Origin of the sequence: Micromonospora sp. S-DT3-3-22 (assembly GCF_015354745.1) — a bacterium.
Lineage (GTDB): Bacteria > Actinomycetota > Actinomycetes > Mycobacteriales > Micromonosporaceae > Micromonospora > Micromonospora wenchangensis.
Window position 1 is genome coordinate 45,252 of sequence record NZ_JACGMO010000028.1, and the last position, 19,384, is coordinate 64,635.

21 protein-coding genes are annotated in these 19,384 nt (G+C 74.0%); 9 read left to right on the forward strand and 12 right to left on the reverse strand.

Features of this window, described 5'->3' with window-relative positions; translation table 11 throughout:
- Positions 1-23: 23 nt before the first annotated feature.
- The 3 genes from H1A17_RS35305 to H1A17_RS11170 form a co-directional block, all read right to left on the reverse strand.
- Positions 24-1,814 carry a HAMP domain-containing sensor histidine kinase gene (locus H1A17_RS35305; RefSeq protein WP_309236752.1) on the reverse strand — a complete coding sequence of 597 codons (1,791 nt, stop codon included), beginning with the start codon at positions 1,812-1,814 and terminating at the stop codon, positions 24-26.
- Positions 1,811-2,500, reverse strand: a complete 690-nt coding sequence (locus H1A17_RS11165; protein WP_194821796.1) for a response regulator transcription factor — start codon at positions 2,498-2,500, stop codon at positions 1,811-1,813. The genes H1A17_RS35305 and H1A17_RS11165 overlap by 4 nt, the downstream gene beginning before the upstream one ends.
- A 232-nt stretch (positions 2,501-2,732) precedes the next feature.
- Positions 2,733-3,293: a hypothetical protein gene (locus tag H1A17_RS11170; RefSeq protein WP_145919365.1), complete on the reverse strand. Its 561-nt coding sequence runs from the start codon at positions 3,291-3,293 to the stop codon at positions 2,733-2,735.
- Between the two features lie 124 nt (positions 3,294-3,417).
- On the opposite strand from H1A17_RS11170, the gene H1A17_RS11175 reads away from it, so the two are divergent.
- A complete protein-coding gene (locus H1A17_RS11175) occupies positions 3,418-4,008 on the forward strand; it encodes a DinB family protein (RefSeq protein ID WP_145919366.1) in 591 nt (196 codons plus the stop codon).
- A gap of 46 nt (positions 4,009-4,054) precedes the next feature.
- Here the strand turns inward: H1A17_RS11175 and H1A17_RS11180 are convergent, their stop codons facing one another.
- The 3 genes from H1A17_RS11180 to H1A17_RS11190 form a co-directional block, all read right to left on the reverse strand.
- A complete protein-coding gene (locus H1A17_RS11180) occupies positions 4,055-4,720 on the reverse strand; it encodes a DUF2306 domain-containing protein (protein ID WP_145919367.1) in 666 nt (221 codons plus the stop codon).
- 150 nt (positions 4,721-4,870) lie between these two features.
- Positions 4,871-5,545: a response regulator transcription factor gene (locus H1A17_RS11185; protein WP_145919368.1), complete on the reverse strand. Its 675-nt coding sequence runs from the start codon at positions 5,543-5,545 to the stop codon at positions 4,871-4,873.
- Entirely contained in the window at positions 5,542-6,672 is a 1,131-nt protein-coding gene (locus tag H1A17_RS11190) for a sensor histidine kinase (RefSeq protein WP_194821797.1), read from the reverse strand. The genes H1A17_RS11185 and H1A17_RS11190 overlap by 4 nt, the downstream gene beginning before the upstream one ends.
- A 395-nt stretch (positions 6,673-7,067) precedes the next feature.
- Between H1A17_RS11190 and H1A17_RS11195 the strand changes: the two genes are divergently transcribed.
- The 3 genes from H1A17_RS11195 to H1A17_RS11205 all read left to right on the forward strand — a co-directional run bounded on the left by H1A17_RS11195 (position 7,068) and on the right by H1A17_RS11205 (position 9,629).
- Entirely contained in the window at positions 7,068-7,778 is a 711-nt protein-coding gene (locus H1A17_RS11195) for a ThuA domain-containing protein (protein WP_145919370.1), read from the forward strand.
- The gene (locus H1A17_RS11200; protein WP_194821798.1) at positions 7,748-8,851 is read left to right on the forward strand and encodes a Gfo/Idh/MocA family protein; all 1,104 of its coding nucleotides are present in this window, start codon (positions 7,748-7,750) and stop codon (positions 8,849-8,851) included. Before H1A17_RS11195 ends, H1A17_RS11200 begins: the two co-directional genes overlap by 31 nt.
- A 112-nt stretch (positions 8,852-8,963) precedes the next feature.
- Positions 8,964-9,629 carry a GntR family transcriptional regulator gene (locus H1A17_RS11205; RefSeq protein ID WP_145919372.1) on the forward strand — a complete coding sequence of 222 codons (666 nt, stop codon included), beginning with the start codon at positions 8,964-8,966 and terminating at the stop codon, positions 9,627-9,629.
- 100 nt (positions 9,630-9,729) lie between these two features.
- Here the strand turns inward: H1A17_RS11205 and H1A17_RS11210 are convergent, their stop codons facing one another.
- The 3 genes from H1A17_RS11210 to H1A17_RS11220 all read right to left on the reverse strand — a co-directional run bounded on the left by H1A17_RS11210 (position 9,730) and on the right by H1A17_RS11220 (position 11,725).
- Complete coding sequence (locus tag H1A17_RS11210; protein WP_228543320.1) at positions 9,730-10,698, reverse strand: S9 family peptidase; 969 nt, start codon at positions 10,696-10,698, stop codon at positions 9,730-9,732.
- Between the two features lie 116 nt (positions 10,699-10,814).
- Complete coding sequence (locus tag H1A17_RS11215) at positions 10,815-11,168, reverse strand: hypothetical protein (RefSeq protein WP_194821799.1); 354 nt, start codon at positions 11,166-11,168, stop codon at positions 10,815-10,817.
- 92 nt (positions 11,169-11,260) lie between these two features.
- Positions 11,261-11,725, reverse strand: a complete 465-nt coding sequence (locus tag H1A17_RS11220; protein WP_194821800.1) for a TetR/AcrR family transcriptional regulator — start codon at positions 11,723-11,725, stop codon at positions 11,261-11,263.
- Positions 11,726-11,917: 192 nt separating this feature from the next.
- Here H1A17_RS11220 and atzF point away from each other — a divergent pair, with 192 nt between their 5' ends.
- From atzF to H1A17_RS11245, 5 genes are all read left to right on the forward strand, one after another.
- Positions 11,918-13,831 carry an allophanate hydrolase gene (gene atzF, locus H1A17_RS11225; protein ID WP_194821801.1) on the forward strand — a complete coding sequence of 638 codons (1,914 nt, stop codon included), beginning with the start codon at positions 11,918-11,920 and terminating at the stop codon, positions 13,829-13,831.
- Between the two features lie 36 nt (positions 13,832-13,867).
- Complete coding sequence (locus H1A17_RS11230; RefSeq protein WP_145919376.1) at positions 13,868-14,557, forward strand: cysteine hydrolase family protein; 690 nt, start codon at positions 13,868-13,870, stop codon at positions 14,555-14,557.
- Between the two features lie 9 nt (positions 14,558-14,566).
- A complete protein-coding gene (locus H1A17_RS11235) occupies positions 14,567-15,259 on the forward strand; it encodes a cysteine hydrolase family protein (protein ID WP_145919377.1) in 693 nt (230 codons plus the stop codon).
- A gap of 12 nt (positions 15,260-15,271) precedes the next feature.
- Entirely contained in the window at positions 15,272-16,942 is a 1,671-nt protein-coding gene (locus H1A17_RS11240) for a regulator (RefSeq protein WP_145919378.1), read from the forward strand.
- 95 nt (positions 16,943-17,037) lie between these two features.
- Entirely contained in the window at positions 17,038-17,442 is a 405-nt protein-coding gene (locus H1A17_RS11245; protein WP_145919379.1) for an AtzH-like domain-containing protein, read from the forward strand.
- 157 nt (positions 17,443-17,599) lie between these two features.
- Here the strand turns inward: H1A17_RS11245 and H1A17_RS11250 are convergent, their stop codons facing one another.
- The 3 genes from H1A17_RS11250 to H1A17_RS11260 all read right to left on the reverse strand — a co-directional run.
- Positions 17,600-18,544 (reverse strand): acyltransferase domain-containing protein, encoded by a 945-nt coding sequence (locus H1A17_RS11250; protein ID WP_194821802.1) that lies wholly within the window; start codon positions 18,542-18,544, stop codon positions 17,600-17,602.
- 48 nt (positions 18,545-18,592) lie between these two features.
- Positions 18,593-18,919: a type II CAAX prenyl endopeptidase Rce1 family protein gene (locus tag H1A17_RS11255; protein WP_145919381.1), complete on the reverse strand. Its 327-nt coding sequence runs from the start codon at positions 18,917-18,919 to the stop codon at positions 18,593-18,595.
- A gap of 251 nt (positions 18,920-19,170) precedes the next feature.
- A partial coding sequence (locus tag H1A17_RS11260; protein WP_228543321.1) for a hypothetical protein occupies positions 19,171-19,384 on the reverse strand: 214 nt, incomplete at its 5' end.

The following is a 19,384-nucleotide window of genomic DNA, read 5'->3' on the forward strand; positions in this document are numbered from 1 at the left end:
GGGAGCGAGGGACGGCGGCGGGCTCAGCCCCGGGCCGGAACGACGATCGGCAGCCGGACGGTGAACGTGCTGCCCCGGCCGAGGACGCTCTCGACGCCGATCGTGCCGCCGTGCGCCTCGGCGAGCTTGCGGGCGATCGACAGCCCGAGCCCGCTGCCGCCGGTGCTGCGGGTGCGGGAGTCGTCGGCCCGCCAGAACCGGTCGAAGATCTTGGCCTGGTCGGCGGGGGCGATGCCGGTGCCGGTGTCGGACACGGCGATGGTGAGCTGGTCGTCGCGTACCTCCAGGCGCACGACGACCGAACCACCCGCCGGGGTGTGTCGCACCGCGTTGGCGACGATGTTGCCGACGATCTGGCGCAGCCGGGCACCGTCGACCGCCATCTCCAGGTCGACGCCCACCGAGGTGCCCAGCCGCACCCCGGCCGCCTCGGCGGCCCCCCGGTGTGCCTCGACGACCTGCTCCAGCAGGTCGGCCACGAAGTACGATTCACGGTGGATACGCAGGTCACCGGCGTCGGCGGCGGCCAGGTCACGCAGGTCGTCGATGATGTGTTGCAGCAGCAGCGCCTCGTCGAGCAGCAGGGTGAGCAACTGCGTGTCGAGCTGCGCGAGGCCGTCCTGCGCGGCCTCCAGCCAGCTGCGCATGTTGGTCAACGGCGTCCGCAACTCGTGCGCCACGTCGCTGACCATGCTCCGGCGCAGCGCCTCGGTCTGCTCCCGCCGGGCGGCGAGATCGTTGAGCGCGGTGGCCAGCAGGCCGATCTCGTCGCGGGTGGTCACCGGAACCCGGGCCGGTTCGTCCATCGGCTGCCGGGTCGCGTCGGTGAGCGCCCGCAACGGCCGGACCAGCCGCCGCCCGACCAGCACGGTGATCAGCACGGTGGCCACCAGCACCGCCCCGGTCACCTGGGCGATGCGGACCACGTTGGCCCGGGACAGGTTGAACACCGGCTCGGAGCCGCCCTGCGTCTTGTCGGTGACGAACAGCAGCGCCGGTGGCGCCACGTACGCCCGGAGCTGGGCCGTCCGGGCCTTCTGCAGACAGCCGGCGACCTGCTCGTCGAAGCGGGTGTCGCGGCTCGGTGCCGCAGTCCGGTCGGCGCGGATGTCGACCCGGGTCGGTTCCCCCAGCTCCTTCAAGCAGGTCTTGGTCAGGGTCTCCAACTGGGCGATCCCGGCGGCCTCGCTCGGCATCGGGCGGGTCAGCTCGTCGGGCAGGCAGAACCCGACGATGCCCCGGTCCTTCGGGTCGCTCACCTGCACCGAGGCGCGGCCGGCCGGATCCACCACCACCCGCGCGTCCGCCCTGGACTCGGCACGCACGCAGCCGAGCTGCCGCTCGGCCAGCTCCCGGATGGTGCTGCTCTCCCGCTTGGTCAGCCGGTACGGCCCGACCGCGCGCGGATCGACCCGCTCGGTCCCGCCGGTCAGGCCCAGGTCGACCTGCAACGGGTCGACGGTCGCCGACGGCCGGGCCGTCTGCAACGACGGGCCGTCCGGGGCGGAGTCGGCGATCACCTGCCGGTCCGGGGTCATCAGGGTGATCCGCCGTTCGAGCCGGTCGGCCCGTTCGGCGAGCACCGCGTCGACCCCGCTCCAGTCCCGGTGGGTCGCCGCGTGATCCAGCAGCGTGTCGTAGATGCTCTTGTCGTCGGCGAGCGAGCGGCCCTGCTCCTGGCGGATCGCCCGGGTGGTCGACTGCACGGCCAGCCAGGTCGTCGCCAGGATCGCGCAGATCGCGACCAGCAGCGAGGTGGCCAGCAGCCGCACCACCAGGCTGCGGTGCAGGGGGACCCGCTGCCGTCGGGTCACGACGCGCCGGCGCTGAGCTTGTAGCCGACGCCGTAGACGGTCAGCAGCTGCTGCGGCCGGCGTGGGTTCAACTCGATCTTGCGGCGCAGGTTCATCACGTGGACGTCGATGGTGCGTCCGGTCGACTCCCGGTCGACGCCCCGGGTGTGTTCGAGCAGTTGCACCCGGCTGAACACCCGGCCGGGCTGCCGGATCATCGCGGCGAGGATGGCGAACTCCCCGGCGGTGCAGTCGACCGTGGTGTCCCCTGCGGTGACCAGGCGTCGGGACTCGTCGACGGCGAGCCGCCCGAGCCGGTGCACCGGTGACTCCTGGGGCGTCGTGCGTACCCGCCGCAGCAGGGTGCGTACCCGGGCCACCAGCTCACGCGGGCTGTACGGCTTGGTCATGTAGTCGTCGGCGCCCAGGTCCAGCCCGCGCAGCAGGTCGTCCTCGGCGGACCGGGCGGTCAGCATCAGCACCGGCACGTCCGACTCCTGCCGGAGGATCCGGCAAACCTGCATGCCGTCCAGTCTCGGCAGCATCACGTCGAGCAGGAGAAGGTCGAACGCCTGCTCCCGGGCCTGGCGCAGCGCCGTCTCGCCGTCGGCCACGACCGTCGCCCGGTGACCCGCTGCGGTGAGGTAGCGGCGCAGCGCCTCGGCCTGCCGCGGATCGTCCTCCGCGAGCATCACGTGTGCGCACATGCTGGGGAATATAGAGCAGGTCAGGGGGGTCGCGAATCCGGCGGAAGGTGGTGGCACCGGGCACCTCACGATCGGTGTGCAGTTCGGCGGGCGGGTGGCGGGGAGATCCGGCGATCGTGAGAAGAAGGTCATGCCCGGCCCTGACCGGTTCCTGACAAACCGGTGGCAGGATCGCCCTGCGGACGACCGTCGGCGGCGTCGCCCGGGGTGGGCGACGCCGCCGGGTGCGCGGTCACTTCCGCTTCGCGGCGACCTCGCGTTCACACGCCGGGGAGTACTTCAACCCCTTGGAGATCGACTCGGAGTCGTTGTTCTTGCCGCCGAAGGCCCAGCCTGTGCCGTCGGAGCCCACCTCGACGTACCGGACGCCCTTGCCCTTGAGGCACTTGACGACGTCCCGGGCGAAGTCCTTCGCCTCCGGGTTGGCCGGGTCGAACTCCCAGGGCGGTAGCGGCATCAGCTGCTCACAGGCCTTGGACGCCTCGCTGGTCCCGTTCGAGCTGGTGCCGTCGCTCCGGAGCTTGGCGATGTCGACGCCGTGGTCGGCCATGCACTTCACGTACGGTTTGAGGCGTTCCTTCTGGTCCTCCGGGGTGTCGTCGAGGCGTTCCCGTGGCCGCTCGGCCTGCGGTGACGTCGCCGACGCGGCGGGGGTGGGCGCGCCGGTCTGGAGGGTGGCCACCTCCGCCTCACCGGTCTTGCCGACGGCCGCGGGCTGTTCCTCGTCGGCGGTCGAGCACCCGCCGATCAGCAGTACGGCGCTGCACAGCGCAGCCATCAGTTGCTTCCTCATCGTCACGCCTCCGGTCAGCTCTGTGGCGATCTCGCCGGGGCCCAGCATCACCGTCGACTGTCAGGAAGCTGTTTGCCGCGACGGGCCCCCACGGGTGTCGTACCGGTGGGGCAGACTGACGGGCATGGCGGAACGGGACGATCCGAAGGCGGCACTGCGGCACTACCTCCAGGCCACCCGCGACGACCTGGTGTGGAAGCTGGACGGGCTCGACGAACGCGAGGCCCGGCTGCCCCGCACCGCCACCGGCAACAACCTGCTGGGCCTGCTCAAGCACTGCCTTAACGTCGAGGCCGGCTACTTCGGCCCCACCTTCGGCCGGACGTTCCGGTCCCCCGGCGAACTGGTCCCCATGGCGGCGTACGACGAGGACCCGCAGGCGGACTGGTACGCGCGGGCGGACGAGACGAAGGACGGCCTGATCGACCTGTACCGCCGGGTGGCCGAGTTCGCCGACCGGACGATCGCCGAGTTGCCGCTCGACGCGCCGGGGCGGGTGCCGTGGTGGCGACCGGGGCACCAGGACGTGACCCTGCACCAGATCATCATCCACGTGACCTGCGACCTCGCCCGGCACGCCGGCCACGCCGACATCCTGCGCGAGCAGCACGACGCGGCGATCGGTTGGCGACGGGAGAACCCGAACGTCCCCGACGACCAGGACTGGCCGGCGTACGTCGCCAGGCTGACCGCGCTCGCCGACCGGTTCGCCTGACCCGCCGACCGGCCCACCCCGGCGACGGGACGCTCCGTCCCGCCCGTTATCCCGTGGCGGCGAGCGTCGCCGGGCGGGTCGCCGTGACCGGGCCGGGTCGCCGCCGGATCAGCCACTCGGCGACGAGCAGGTTGAGCGTCCAGGCCGCCCCCATGAGCAACGCCCGCGACAGCTCGGTCGTCGGCCCCACCGCCAGCATCCAGGTCGACAGCAGCACGCCCTGGGTCCCCGCGCCCTGGGCGATCGCGTAACCCCGCATCATCCACGCCCGGTGCTGGTGCAGGCGTCGCCGTCGGACGGCCACGAAACCGGCGGCGACGGCGACGAACATGCCGGCGGCGAACAGGTAACGCAGCACCATGAGCAGCGGGCCGTCACCCGGTGGCAGCGGATAGGTGGCGTTCATCCACCACCCGGTCGCGGCCACCATCAGTCCACAGCCGACCAGCAACCGGCCCGCCCGGCGGTGCCAGGCCCGGTGGCGGTGCCGGAAGCCCGGCGCGAACTGGAACGCCCCCAGCAGGCTGAAGGTGACGGCGGCGGCGATGTGCAGCAGCACCGGGACCGGCGCGGCGAAGAAGCGTTCGTTGGCGGGGGTCACCTCGGCCCCACCGGAGAGGGCGGCCACCCGCAGCGCGCCGCCGAAGGTGGGGACCGCGCTGAGCGCGCTGAGCCCGGTGAGGAGGGGCCAGTCCCGTCGTCGCGTCGTCATGACCCGAGCATGGCGACCGGACCCGGCCGGCTCATCGGTCCACGGGCCGCCGTCGGACCGGCCGATGGTCGGGGCCGTCGACCGTACTTTCGGCGACGTCCACCGTGGAGGGACCCGGCCGCGACCGGCGTCGCCCGGAAGGGGTCCCGCTCAGCCGTCGCGCAGCCGATCGGTCCGGTACGCCCACATCGCGACCTCGACCCGGTTCCGCGCACCCAGCTTCGCCATCAGGCTGGCGACGTGCGTCTTGACCGTGCTCAGCGTGATGTGCAGCTCGGCCGAGATCTCGGTGTTGGTGCGTCCCCGGGCCACCGCGCCCAACACCTGCTCCTCCCGGTCGGTGAGCCGGTCGACCGGCTGGCGGGGCGGGGCGGCCGGCCCGGCGTCCGCGAACGCCCGGAGCAGCCGGGTGGTGACCTGCGGCGCGATCAGCGCGTCCCCGGCGGCCGCCGCGTGAACGGCCTGGGTGAGCAGGGCCGGGCCGCAGTCCTTGAGCAGGAACCCGCGCGCCCCGGCGCGTAGCGCGGCGTAGACGTACTCGTCCAGGTCGAACGTCGTGATGACCACCACCGCCATCGGGTCCGCGACCCCCGGGCCGGCCAGCAGCCGGGTCGCCTCGATCCCGTCCAGGCCGGGCATCCGGATGTCGAACAGGCACACGTCGGGGCGCAGCCGCCGGGCCAGCTCGACCGCCCGCTGCCCGGTGGCCGCCTCGCCGACCACCTCGACGTCGGGCTGCGCGGCGAGGATCATCGCCAGCCCGGTCCGCACGATCTCCTGGTCGTCGGCGACGAGCACCCGTACCCGGCCGGGCCCGCCGCTCATGCCACGGCCCGGGGCAGCGCGGCGGTGACCGTCCAACCGTGGTCCCGGTCGGGGCCGGCGTCGACGGAGCCGCCGAGCAGATGGGCCCGTTCCCGCATCCCGACCAGCCCGAAGCCGTCGCGTCCGGGCCTCGGCGGGCCGACGCCGTCGTCGCTGACCCGCAGCCGCACCGTGTCCCCGTCGGCCACGACCCGGACCGTGATCCGGGTCGCCTCCCGGGCGTGCCGGCGGGCGTTGGTGACCGACTCCTGGGCCAGCCGGCAGATCGTGGCCGCCACCGGGGCCGGCAGGCCGTCCAGGTCGCCGTCCAGGTCCACCTCGACGGCCGGGCCGTCACCGGTCCGGCCCGCCAACTGCCGCAGGTCGGCGATGCGGGGGCTCGGCAGCCGGTCGGCCGGCTCGTCGCGGCGCAGGGCCCGGACCAGGGTGCGCATCTCGGTCAGGGCCTGGCTCGCCTCCGTCTCGATCAGCCGTAACGCGTCGGCGGCGGCCGAGGGCCGGGTCTCCATCAGGGCGAGTCCGGCCTGGGCGCGGACGGCTATCGCGGACACGTGGTGGGCGACGGTGTCGTGCAGGTCGCGGGCCAGCCGCTCCCGCTCGCGCAGCGTCACCTGCTCGACCTCCCGCCGCCGGGCCCGCTCCCGCCAGCGCAACGCGGCCCCGACCGCGAGGGCCGCCGCCACCACCCCGGCCCCGGCCAGGGCGTCCTCCGGGCCGAGGTGGCCGACCACAGTCGACCAGGTGATCTTCGCGGCGACGAGGGCCGCGCCGAACCCGGCCTCCCGCCCCGATCCCCAGCGCGTCAGCGCGAACACCGCCAGCAGCAGGTAGGCCAGCGTGTGCAGGCCGAGATCGCCACCGACGACGATCTCGCCCACGGCGCAGACCGGGAAGGCGACAAGCGTCACGGGCAGCGGCCGGCTCCGTCGCCACAGCAGGACCGGGGCGAGACCGACGCCGATCAGGACCGGCACGGCCGCCGGCTGCGGCAGGCTGCCCCACCGGGCGAGCCCCTCCACCAGCGCCGCCGCCGCGAGCAGGGCGACCAGCGTCCCGTCGCGCCACCCGTGCGGTGCCGGGCGCGCCGGGCGGGGCTCACGCCACCAGGACCGCAGCAGCTCGCGCACGGGGAAATCGTACGGCCGGCACCTCGCCGCCGCCTATCCCGACCGCCTCGACGAGGTGAGCGCCGCCGCCCTGGTCGGCGCGTCCGTCGGTGCGGCCACCGCCGCCCTGACCACGCTGCCGGGGGACGCGCGACGCCGCGTCGACCCGGTCGCGACCCGCGCGGCCCTCCAGCAGGCCACCGAGGTCGCCCTGTGCCCGTGGACGCCCCGGCCCTGGACCCGTCCCCGCAGCCGCTGCGGTCCGATCCGTCGGCGATGCCGCGATCCGCGCGGGGCCGATCGTGTCGGCGGAGCCGAGTACGGTTTCGGTGCCCGGCCGGCACGCCCGGCGGCGGCCCGTCGCCGGGGCGGCACCGGCCGGCCCGGCCGGCGACGGACCGTGGAGGGGAGCGAGCGTGACGCAGCGCAGAGCACTGGTGGTACGCGGTGGCTGGGAGGGACACCAGCCGGTCCGGGCGACGGAACTGTTCCTGCCGTTCCTGGCGGACAACGGCTACTCGGTACGGATCGAGGAGTCCACCGAGGTCTACGCGGACGCCGCCGCGATGGCCGGCACCGACCTCGTCGTGCAGTGCATGACGATGGCCGAGATCACCGCCGACCAGGTGGCGGGCCTGAGCGCGGCGGTCGTCGCCGGGACGGGCCTGACCGGCTGGCACGGCGGCATCGTGGACGCGTTCCGCGCCTCGTCGGACTACCTGCACCTGGTGGGCGGCCAGTTCGCGACCCACCCCGGGCGGGAGCCCTGCGAGCGGCGCGGCGGGGAAGAGGACAACTTCCTGCCGCACACGGTGACGGTCACCGACCTCGGCCGCCAGCATCCGATCACCGCCGGGATCGCCGACTTCGACCTGGTCACCGAGCAGTACTGGGTGCTGCACGACGACCTGGTCGACGTCCTCGCCAGCACCGTCCACCCCACCCGGGACTGGCACCCCTGGCACCGGCCGGTCACCTCGCCGGCGATCTGGACCCGGCGCTGGGGCGCCGGCCGGGTCGTCGTCACGACCCCCGGGCACAGCCTCGACGTGCTGGAGCACCCGTCCGTGCGGACCGTCATCGAGAGGGGCATGCTGTGGGCGACCCGCACCGCGTCGGCGTCGTAGGGCTCGGGGTCATCTCCCGCGCCTATCTGGACACCCTGGCCCACCACCCCGAGCTGTGCATCGTCGCGGTGGCCGACCTCGACGCCGACCGGTCGGCCGCAGCCGCCGCGACCCTCCCCGACGCCGAGGCGATGAGCGTCGCGCGCCTGCTCGACCACCCCGACGTGCAGACGGTCCTCAACCTCACCATCCCCGCCGCCCACGTGGAGGTCTCGCTCGCCGCGATCGACGCCGGCAAGCACGTGTACGTGGAGAAGCCGCTCGCCGTGGAGCTGCCGCAGGGCCGTGCGGTCCTCGACTGGGCCGCCGCGGCCGGGGTACGGGTGGGCTGCGCGCCCGACACCGTCCTGGGCACCGGCACCCAGACCGCCCGCGCGGCGATCGACGGCGGGCTGATCGGGCGTCCGCTGGCCGCCTCGGCCGTCATGGTCACCCCCGGGCACGAGCGCTGGCATCCCCACCCCGACTTCTACTACGCCCCGGGTGGCGGCCCGTTGCTGGACATGGGCCCCTACTACCTCTCCGCGCTGATCCACCTGCTCGGTCCGGTCCGCGCGGTGACCGGGGCGGCCAGCCGGCTGCGTTCCGACCGGGTCGTCGGCAACGGCCCGCGCCTCGGCCAGCGCGTCCCCGTCCTGGTGGACACCCACGTGACCGGCGTGCTCGAACACGACAGCGGGGTGCTGTCCACCCTCACGACCAGTTTCGACGGGGTGACCACGACGGCCGCGCCGATCGAGGTGCACGGGGAGAGCGGCACCCTGGCCGTACCCGACCCGAACTACTTCGACGGCGAGGTCCGGCTGTGCCCGCTCGGCGGCGACGGCTGGCGGGTGCTCGCACCGACGGCGGGCTACCGGGACGGCGCCCGGGGCCTCGGCCTGATCGACGCGGTGCGGGCCGACGACGCGCGGGCCCCCCGGGCGGGCGGTGACCTGGCGTTGCACGTGCTCGACACGATGACCGGCCTGCTGCGGTCGGCGACCGAGGGCCGGCGGATCACGCTGGACACGACGGTGCGGCGACCCCACCCCGTGCCGCTCACGGCGGCCGAGGACTGGCAGGGACGCTGAGCGGGGGCGGAAGGCCCGGCAGCCGGGGTACGGGCCGGACCGTCGCGGCGTCACCCCGGCGGGGTGACGCCGCGACGCCGACCGCCGGGGGACAGATGGCAGACTCAGCGGAGTGAACGACGTGGCCGCATCGCCGATGGATGGTGAGCTGGAGAGTGTCAGCCTGGTGGAGCTGGCCGTCATCCGGATCACCCAGGAGATCCTCAGCGGCAGGAGCGACCCGGGTGAACGCCTGGTGGAGGAGCAGCTGACCCGGCGGTTGGGGATCAGCCGGGCGCCGCTGCGGGAGGCGCTGCGGTTGCTCGCCCAGCAGGGGCTGGTCGAGCACGTGCCCCGCCGGGGGGTCCGGGTCGCCACCCTCTCCGACCGCGACGTGCGGGAACTCTACGAGCTGCGCGACGTGCTGGAGCGGTTCGCGGTGCGGGCCGGCATCCCGGTGGGCCGCGACGGCGACCTGGCCGGCCTGCGGGCGGCGTTGGAGCAGATGCGCGAGGCGGTACGGCGTGGCGACCGGATGCTGGTCGCGCAGGCGCACCGGGCGTTCCACGTCGCGCTGGTGGCGCTCGCCGGAAACCGGAAACTGTCCGACGTGTACGACTCGATCCTGGTGAAGTTGCAGCTCTACATGGCGATCAACCTGCGCCGGGAGGCGGAGCTGGCCCAGCCGCTCGACGGCGTGCACCGGCACGAGCGGCTGTTCGAGGCGGTCGCCGGGGGTGACCCGGAGGAGGTGCTCGCCGTGCTCTCCGCGCACGGCGCGCGTTCGTACCTCGGCTAGGTTCCGTCTTGCGGGTCGGGGACGGCGCGTAGCCGGTCGAGGGTGGCAGCGACCCCACCGGCACGCCCATCACACCGGGCATCGTGAGCATGGGCCTCGCCTATCGGGCGCCGTGCCGCATGAACCGGTGCAGTGCGTCGAGTGTCGCCGGGGCGAGCACGTCCGGATTCGCGGGGTCGGTCAGATCGTGCGCCACGCCGGACAGCACGATGCGGCCGGGCCCGCTGGTGTGTGCCCGCTCCAGCGCCGTTGCCAGCCGCGTGGTCGTGTGGCACGGGACCTGCTGGTCGATGGTTCCGCAGGTGAGCAGGGCAGGGGTCCGGCGCGGTAGCTGGAGTGCGACCGAGGCTGGGTCGATGGCGTCGATGGTCTCCACGTAGCGCCGGTTGGGGCCGCCGAGGGCCTGGAAGAGTGCGGCGAGGGCGGGCGGCATGCCGGTGGTGTCCGGCGGGCGGTGCGCCCGGAGATCGGCGACGGCCCGGTCGACGGCGCGTCCGATGGTGCGTTGCTCCTGCCGGCTCAGCTGACCTGCGGCGACGGCGGCGGCGAGTTGGTCGTGCAGTTGCCGGGCGAGCACGTCGAGGAACCGTTGTGCCAGGGGTTGCAACAGCCCGACCCCGGCTGCACGGGGTTCGGCGGCGACCGCGACCTGCAGTGCCGTCAGCGCGCCTTCGCTGTGCCCGATCAGCCGTACCGCCCGCCGGTTGACCTCGGGCTGGCTGGCGAGGAGCCGGTACGCGGCATCGGCTTGGCGGACGAAGGCGGGATAGTCGATCGTCTCGGGACGTTCGGCGTAGGCACCCAGCCCGGTCCGGCCCGTGCCGTACTTGTCGAAGCGCAGGCTGACGGCTCCGTCGCGCGCCAGCGCATCGGCGAGTTTGGCCAGGGTGTGCGGGGTGAGCGCGGGCGGCTGGTCGCCGTTGCGGTCGGTGGGGCCGCTGCCGGGCAGCAACAACACGGCCGGCATCTGCCGCCCCCGGCGGTGGGCGGGGATGTGCAGGGTGCCGTACGTGACGGTGCCGTCCACAGTGAAGCTGATCTCGCGGTCCATGGCGGGCGTGGTCGGCATGGACCGCACGGCACCGGCGGGAAGGGCCCCCGCGGCGATGCTCCCGAGCGTGACGGCGCCGATCGCGGCTCTCCATGCGATCCGGCGGGCGGTGTGCGGCATCCGGCCGAGCGAGATCATCGCAGGACCGCCTGCTCGATCAGGGCGACCGTGGCGGTCGGGTCGACGACCTCCACCACCAGGCGGGCGTAGTGCTCGTCGGCGAGTTCGATGACGACGGCGCGGGCACCGTCACGGATGTTCCAGAAGACGCGCTCACCGTCCTGATGGAAGGTGCCGGCCGTGATCACCCCGGGCAGGCTCGTTCCCGGTGCCCGGAGGCCCTTGGGTTCGGCGGCGATACCCGGGTCGGCGGTGGCGCCGCGGACATTGGCCAACGGGATCACCAAACGGCTCTTGAGCGACCACAACCTGTCCATCCCCTCGATCTCCACGACGAGATCGTCGCCCTCGATGCGGACACTGGCCATGTCGTAGGTCCTTTCGTAAGCCCGGCGGCACCGGCCGCAGGGCATGGTGGGGCACCGGCGTGAGCAGCGCCGGGCGGGGGGAGTGGTTGGGGCTATGAAGGGCCGGCCGTCGCCGCAGCGGCACGAGCCCGCAGCCGCTCGCCCAGCAGGGCGTTCAACGCCGTCGAGGGAGAGCCGTCGGGGTGGTTCGCCGACGCCCGCTGCAGGGCCTGATCCAGCGCCTGCCACGCCTTGGTCACGAGGGCGGCTACCTCGACGTCGCGGGGAGCGCGCTCGACCGCCGCCAACAACAGCAGATCGAGTGCGGAGTCGTCGGCGACTTCGGCGCCGGCGGCGAGCTGCTCGGTCAGTGGCGGTAGCCGGTGATCGAGGTGCCACCGCAGAGCGGCGAGATACAGCCCCCGTTTGCTGCCGAAGGTCTTGTACAGACTGTTGCGGTGCACTCCCAACTGCTGGACGAGGTCGTCGACGGACACCCCGTCGTAGGCCCGGCCGGCGAACAGCTCGGCCGCCGCGGCCGTCACGACTTCTTCGTCGAAACCCCTCGGGCGACCCATGCCGAGAACCCTAACGATTGAGGAACGACCAGTCAAGAACGATCGTTCCTTTTCTCGACAGGTCGAGCGGGTCGCGGGCGTCACGAGGTGGACGGCTACTGGGAGAAGGTGGGCCGGCCCGACCTGCCGGCCGTCATGGCGTCGTTACGGCATGGACCGTTGGTCGTAACAAGACAGTCGACAATCGACAGTATGTCAGAGCGCATCGGCACCGTCCCGGAACTACGGTCGGCCTACCGCAGCGGGGCGACAACCCCCGTCGACCAGGTCGAACGCGTCCTGGCCGGGCTCGCCGGGCGGGACGGGGGACCGGTCTGGATCAGCACCGTCCCGGCCGCCGAGCTGCGGGCCCGCGCCGAGGAACTGACCCGCCACCACGATCCCGCCGCGCTGCCGCTGTACGGCATCCCCTTCGCGGTCAAGGACAACATCGACGTCGCCGGGATGGTCACCACGGCCGGCTGCCCCGACTTCGGCTACCGGGCCGCCGAGGACGCTCCCGTGGTGCGCCGGCTGCGCGACGCCGGTGCCCTGCTCGTCGGCAAGACCAACCTCGACCAGTTCGCCACCGGTCTGACCGGCTCCCGTTCGCCGTACGGCAGCGGCGAGAGCGTCTTCGGCGGCGGGCTCGTCTCCGGCGGCTCCAGCTCCGGTTCGGCCGTCGCGGTCGCCGCCGGCCAGGTCAGCTTCGCCCTGGGTACGGACACCGCCGGCTCCGGCCGGGTCCCGGCGGCGCTGAACGGCATCGTCGGGCTCAAACCCACCCGGGGTCTGCTCAGCACCGCCGGGGTGGTGCCGGCCTGCCGCTCGCTGGACTGCGTGTCGGTCTTCACCACCGAGGTCGCGGGCGCGGTCGACGTGCTGCACGCCGCCCGGGGCGTCTCGCCGGCCGACCCGTGGGGCCGTGCCCTGCCGGCGCGACGGGCGAGCGCGGATGTGCCGGCGACGCTGCGCCTCGGGGTGCCCCGGCCGGCGGACCTCGACTTCTTCGGCGACGACGGGCAGGCCGACCGGTTCGCGGTCGGCGTACGGCGGCTGAGCGCGCTGGTCGCCGCCGCGCTGCCGGTGCCGCTGGACGACTACCTCGCGGCGGGGGACCTGCTCTACCAGGGGCCCTGGGTGGCCGAGCGGCTCGTCGCCCTGGGCGACTTCCTGCGGGCGCATCCCGGGTCGGTCCTCCCGGTCACCCGGGCCGTGCTGGAGACCGGACGACGCCACGACGCGGTCGACGCCTTCCGGGGCCAGCACCGGCTCCGCGAACTGCGGGCCCGGGTCGACCGGCGGTGGCAGGAGATCGACGTGCTGGTGGTGCCCACCGTCGGCACCACCTTCACCCTCGACGAGATCGCCGAGGACCCGATCGGCCGCAACGCCACGCTCGGCCGCTACACCCAGTTCGCCAACCTGCTCGACCTGGCCGCGGTGACCGTGCCCAACGGGTTCACCGAGGGCGGCCGGCCGGCCAGCCTGACCCTGATCGGCCCGGCGTTCAGCGACCTCACCCTGGCCCGGCTCGCCGCCGCCCTCACCACCGCCACCGAGCCCACCCCGGTGGACGCCCACCCGGCCGGGGCGGGCACCGCCGCGGCGGCGGTGACGGACGGCGGCGCGTCGTCGGTCGCGGCGGCGGACGAAGGTGTGGTGGACGACGGTGTGGCTGCGGCGGCGGGCGGTGGCCCGGTGCCGGCTCCCGCCCCGGCGGAGCTGCTGCTCGCCGTGGTGGGCCGGCACCTGGCCGGCGAATCCCGCAACGGTGAGCTGACCGGGCACGGGGCCACCCTGGTCGGCGCGGCCCGGACCGCGCCGCTCTACCGGCTCTACCGGCTGGACACCCCGGACGACGAGGGACTGCCCGGCCTGGTCCGGGCCGCCCCGGACGGCCCGCCGGGCCAACCGATCGACGTCGAGCTGTGGCGGCTGCCGGCGTCCGCCGTCGGACCGTTGCTGACCGGGGTGCCGGCACCGCTCTCCCTCGGCTGGGTCCGGCTGCACGACGGGCGGGACGTGCTCGGCTTCCTCTGCGAGGCGTACGCGGTGGGGCCGCAGGTCGAGGACATCAGCGCCGCCGGCGGCTGGCGGGCCTGGCGGCGTGCCGCCCGACGGTGATCCGGACACCACCTTCGACGACGACAGGGAGCGAGGATGGGCAGCATCGGGCCGGTACCGGCCAACCCCTACCCGTGGCCGTACGACGGCACGGTGGACACCACGCGTACCGCGTTGCTCTGCATCGACTGGCAGACCGACTTCTGCGGGCCGGGCGGCTACGTCGACGCGATGGGCTACGACATCGGACTCACCCGGGCCGGGCTGCCGGCCACCGCCCGGCTGCTGGCGCACGCCCGGTCCCTCGGGATGCTGGTCGTGCACACCCGGGAGGGACACCAGCCGGACCTGTCCGACCTGCCGGCGAACAAGCGCTGGCGGTCGGCCCGGATCGGCGCCGAGATCGGCGCCCCCGGCCCGGCCGGGCGCATCCTGGTCCGGGGCGAACCGGGCTGGGAGATCGTGCCCGAGGTCGCCCCGGCGCCCGGCGAGGTGATCGTCGACAAGCCGGGCAAGGGCGCGTTCTACGCCACCAACCTCGACCTGGTGCTGCGGACCCGGGGCGTCACCCACCTGATCCTCACCGGCATCACCACCGACGTGTGCGTGCACACCACCATGCGGGAGGCGAACGACCGGGGTTTCGAGTGCCTGATCCTGGCCGACTGCACCGGCGCGACCGACAAGGGCAACCACGAGGCGGCCCTGCACATGGTGACCATGCAGGGCGGCGTCTTCGGCTGCGTCGCCACCTCCGACGACGTCATCGCCGCCACGGTGAGGTGAGGAACGCCCATGACGACCGTCGCCGCCGCGCGGCCCACCCCGTACTCCTTCGAGCCGGCCAGCACGGCGCTGCTGGTCATCGACATGCAGCGCGACTTCCTGGAGCCCGGCGGCTTCGGGGAGAGCCTGGGCAACGACGTCGGTCAGCTCCGCCGGACCATCGCGCCGCTGGCGGCGCTGCTGGCCGACGTCCGCGCCGCCGGCCTGACCGTCGTGCACACCCGCGAGGGGCACCTGCCCGACCTGTCCGACTGCCCGCCGGCCAAGCTGCACCGGGGCGCACCGAGCCGGCGGATCGGCGACCCGGGCCCCAACGGCCGCATCCTCGTGCGGGGCGAGTACGGCCACGACATCATCGACGAGCTGACGCCGCTGCCCGGCGAACCGGTCGTCGACAAACCCGGCAAGGGTGCCTTCCACGCCACCGACCTGGACGCCCTGCTGCACGCGCGGGGCATCCGCAGCCTCCTGGTCACCGGGGTCACCACGGAGGTGTGCGTGCACACCACCGTCCGGGAGGCCAACGACCGCGGGTACGAGTGCCTCGTGCTCGCCGACTGCGTCGGGTCCTACTTCCCCGAGTTCCACCGGGTCGGGCTCGACATGATCGCCGCCCAGGGCGGGATCTTCGGGTGGGTCGCCGACTCCCCACAGGTACGCGCCGCGCTCGCCACCACCTCCGTGTCGCACCCCTCCTCCTGACCGGGAGCAGCCATGGTCCCCACCAAGCCCACCGTCGTCGCTCTCCCGTACTGGGTGCGCGGCGACACCAACGCGTTCTTCGGTTTCGGCGTCAACGTCCTGGTCAACGTGCTCACCCTGACCGGGCTCTGCGTCGCCGTGGTTAACCTCCCCGAGGGGGAGGTGTTCGGCACGATCCTGCCGGCGCTCGGCATCGCACTGGTCGTCGGCAACGTCTACTACACCCTGCTGGCGCGGCGGCTGGCCCGCCGGGAACAGCGCACCGACGTGACCGCCCTGCCGTACGGGCCGAGCGTGCCGCACATGTTCATCGTCATCTTCGTCATCATGCTGCCGATCTACCTGCGCACCAGGGACCCGGTGCGGGCCTGGGAGGCGGGACTGGCCTGGGCCTTCATCATCGGCGTGATCGTGCTGATCGGCGCGTTCGTCGGCCCGTACATCCGCCGGTACGCGCCCCGGGCCGCCCTGCTCGGCACCCTGGCCGGGATCTCCGTCACCTTCATCTCGATGAATCCGGCCGGGCAGATGTGGCGGACCGCCTGGGTGGCGCTGCCGGTGTTCGCGCTGCTGCTGATCGGTCTGCTCACCGACGTGAAGCTGCCCTTCCAGTTCCCGATCGGGCTCGCCGCGCTGCTGGTCGGCACGGCGATCGGCTGGGCCGGTGGGGCGATGTCGGTGCCGGACGTCACCGCCGCCGCCCGGGACGTCGCGGTCGCCGTACCCTCGTTCAAGCTGGACCTGCTGCTCACCGGGCTGGGCGACATGGCGCCGCTGCTGGCCACGGCGATCCCGCTCGGGGTCTACAACTTCACCGAGGGCATGTCCAACGTGGAGAGCGCGGCGACCGCCGGTGACCACTACAACCTGCGCAGCGTCCTGCTCGCCGACGGGGCGGGCGCGGTGATCGGCGCGGCCCTCGGTTCGCCGTTCCCGCCCGCCGTCTACGTCGGGCACCCGGGCTGGAAGGCGGCCGGTGGCCGCACCGGCTACTCGATGGCGACCGGCGTGGTGATCGCGGTGCTGTGCTTCCTCGGCATGTTCGGCCTGCTCGCGACGATCTTCCCGACGGCCGCCATCGTGCCGATCCTGCTCTACATCGGGCTGCTGATCGGCGCGCAGGCGTTCCAGGCGACGCCGAGGGCGCACGCCGCCGCCGTGGTCGCCGCGCTCATCCCGAACATCGCGGCCTGGGCCACCAGCCAGATCGACAACACCCTGGCGGCGGCCGGCACCACCGCCGCCGCGGTGGGCGACGACGCGCTCAACGGCGCCGGGGTGGTCTACGACGGGCTGCTCGTGCTCGGCCAGGGGGCGATCCTCGCCGGCCTGGTGCTCGGCGCGGTGGTGGTCTTCATCATCGACAAGCGGTTCGTCCGGGCGGCGGTCTTCGCCGGGGTCGGCGCGGTGCTGTCGTTCGTCGGGCTGATCCACGGCGAGAAGATCGAGTGGAACGCCAACGGCCCGGTGGCGCTCGGCTACCTCTTCGTCGCGGTGATCTGCGCGGTCTTCGCGCTGGGCCGGCCCACGCCCCGCGTCCCCGACCCGGACGAGGCCGAGCTGGACCGCCGGCACGAACCGCCCGCCCCGGCCGTCGCCACCGCCCCGGCCACCGGCACCGTCGTGCCGGCCCCGGGCGGTCCGGCCGACGGCACCCGGCCGACGTCGGCGGTCAACGGCTGAGCCGACCGGCCCGGTCGGTGGTCGGTGGGCCCCACCCCGTACCACCGACCGGGTCCACCGGCTCAGCCATCCGACGACGGGAAGGGACGCACCACATGGAGATCGACCGGGCGGAGGTGGTCGCCGAGGTGACGGCGGCCTTCGCCGGCTACGAACAGGCGCTGGTCGACGGGGACGCGGACCGGATCTGCGGCTACTTCTGGGAGTCCGACCGGACCGTGCGGTTCGGCCTCGCCGACCACCAGTACGGCTGGGACGAACAGCGCAAGTGGCGGGCCGCCCAGCCGCCGCTGCCGCCCGGCCGCCGGCTGGTCGACCCGGTGGTCACCACGTTCGGCCCGGACCTCGCGGTGGTGACCACCCGGTTCGGCTACCCCGGCACCGCCGTCACCGGTCGGCAGACCCAGACCTGGGTACGCCTGCCCGTCGGCTGGCGGATCGTCACCGCACACGTCTCCGAGCCGACCGGCGCACCGACCGGCAGCGACACACCGACCTGAGCCCGGCGTGGGCCGGCGGGCCGGTCAGCGTCCGGTGCCGGGCAGTTGCTTCGCCAGGCGGACGGTGGGTGAGGTCGGGTACGACGGCGAGCCGTCCCAGGTGGCGGTCGGTGCCGTCGGGGAGGGTCCGCACCATGTCCGGCAGCCGTCCACCCCCCTAGAGCGGGAACCGGCCGTGCCGCCACTGCCAGTGGCCACCGGCCGCCAGGTGGTCGACGATCGCGCGTTGCAGCACCGTCCGCCGGGGCAACTGCTCCAGCGGCGTGCTGAGCGTACGGAAGGCGAACCGGCGCACCTCGACGTCGGCGTCCGGCCCGTCGGCCGGCACGTAGGGGAGCAACTCGAACCGGCGCTGGAACCGGATGATGTTGGAATCCCCGGGGAGGTAGTCGCGCAACTGCGGATCGAGCAGCCAGGAGCCGCAGGAGAACGTGGTGTAGCGCTCGTCGGGGAAGTGCCGGGGGAAGAACTCCCGGGCCTCGTCGAGCGACGCGTCGACCGCCTCCGGGGTCAGCGGCCCCGCGTCGGGGACGTGCAGGCCGATGGCCGTCCCGCCCCGCTCGTGCTGGAGGCGGCCCAGCTCGTAGAGGCCGCCCCGGGCGTGCAGGGTCAGCCAGCTCTGCATGACCGGCCAGCCCTCGCCGCGCATCCGCCTGTCGATCGCCAGGTTGCGACCCAGGTCGGCGAGGGTCGTCCAGGTGACGGACCCGGCGACGCCGTGCTCGCGGTGGTATCCGGTGACCACGTCGACCAGGGCGAGGTAGGCGTAGACGTACAGGTGCCGCCAGGCCGGCCCCCGGTCGCGGGGCAGCTCCGGGCCGGGCGACAGCCACTCGTGCCCGCCGAGGTCGGCGCGGACCAGGGCGGTCGAGCGGTCCAGCAGCCAGCGCAGCTCCGGCGTCCACAAGGGAGAATCCTGGTCCGGCCAGCCGGCCATGATCTCGGCGGCGTCGTCCGGTAGCACCCCCAGCCGGTCGAGCAGCGCGGGCGCGTCGGCGCGGTCGGGCAGCGGGGCCGACGGCCGGTCACCGGCGAGCCGGTGCACCCGCTCGACCTCCTCGACGGGCACCCCGAGCCGGGCGGCCACGGCATCCAGGTCCACCGGGCGATCCTACCGTCCACCGGCCACGCCCCAGGGCCCCGCCGCCGGTCAGCGCTGCACCGCCCCCACGGCGAGCACCACGAAGGTCACCAGGTTGACCAGCACGTGGGTCGACACCGCGACGACCAGGCCGCGTGCGCGTCGGGCGACGACCGCGAGCGGGAGCGCGAAGACCGCCACCGTCAGCCACGCGTACGGCTGCCACAGGTGGTGGAGCGGCACCAGGCCGGGTGCCAGCGCCGCGACGGCGAGCGTCGGGGCCAGCAGCCGAACCGGCCGCGGCCAGCGGGTGTCGGGCTCGTCGCGGCCACCCCGCAACCGGTGGACGAGATACAGCTCCAGCGGGGCGAGCACCAGCAGCACCGCCGCGTACATCGCCCAGACCGGCGGCAGATCGGCAGCCGCCAGGACGGGGGCGGTTGTTCCTCACCCCGCTGTAACGCGCCTGACGGGTGTGCCCGTCGGGCGCGGGCCATCGCCGGCATGGCGCTCGGCAACACCTGGGCCTGGCCGGTCACCGGCGACCGCCATGTCGAACGGTTCTCGGCGCTGATGGGCGGCCCGGTCGGCGGTCGGCTGATCCGGCGCGCGAACCTCTTCGTCAACGTCATGATCCCGCCGTCCGCTCACCCGGGCCGGCGGGAGCCCCGGCGGGTGAGCGTGGCGGCGGCGAGCAGGGTCACCACGAACGCGCCGAGGACGGTCAGGCCGGCCACCCGGGCGGCCCGCGACGGGCCGGGCGCGGTCGGCACGACGACCGGCCCGGCCGCGACCGGCACCGGCGGGTCGCCCTGCCGGGGCGCGAGCGCGGCGACCGCCGCGTACGCGTCGAGCGTGCCA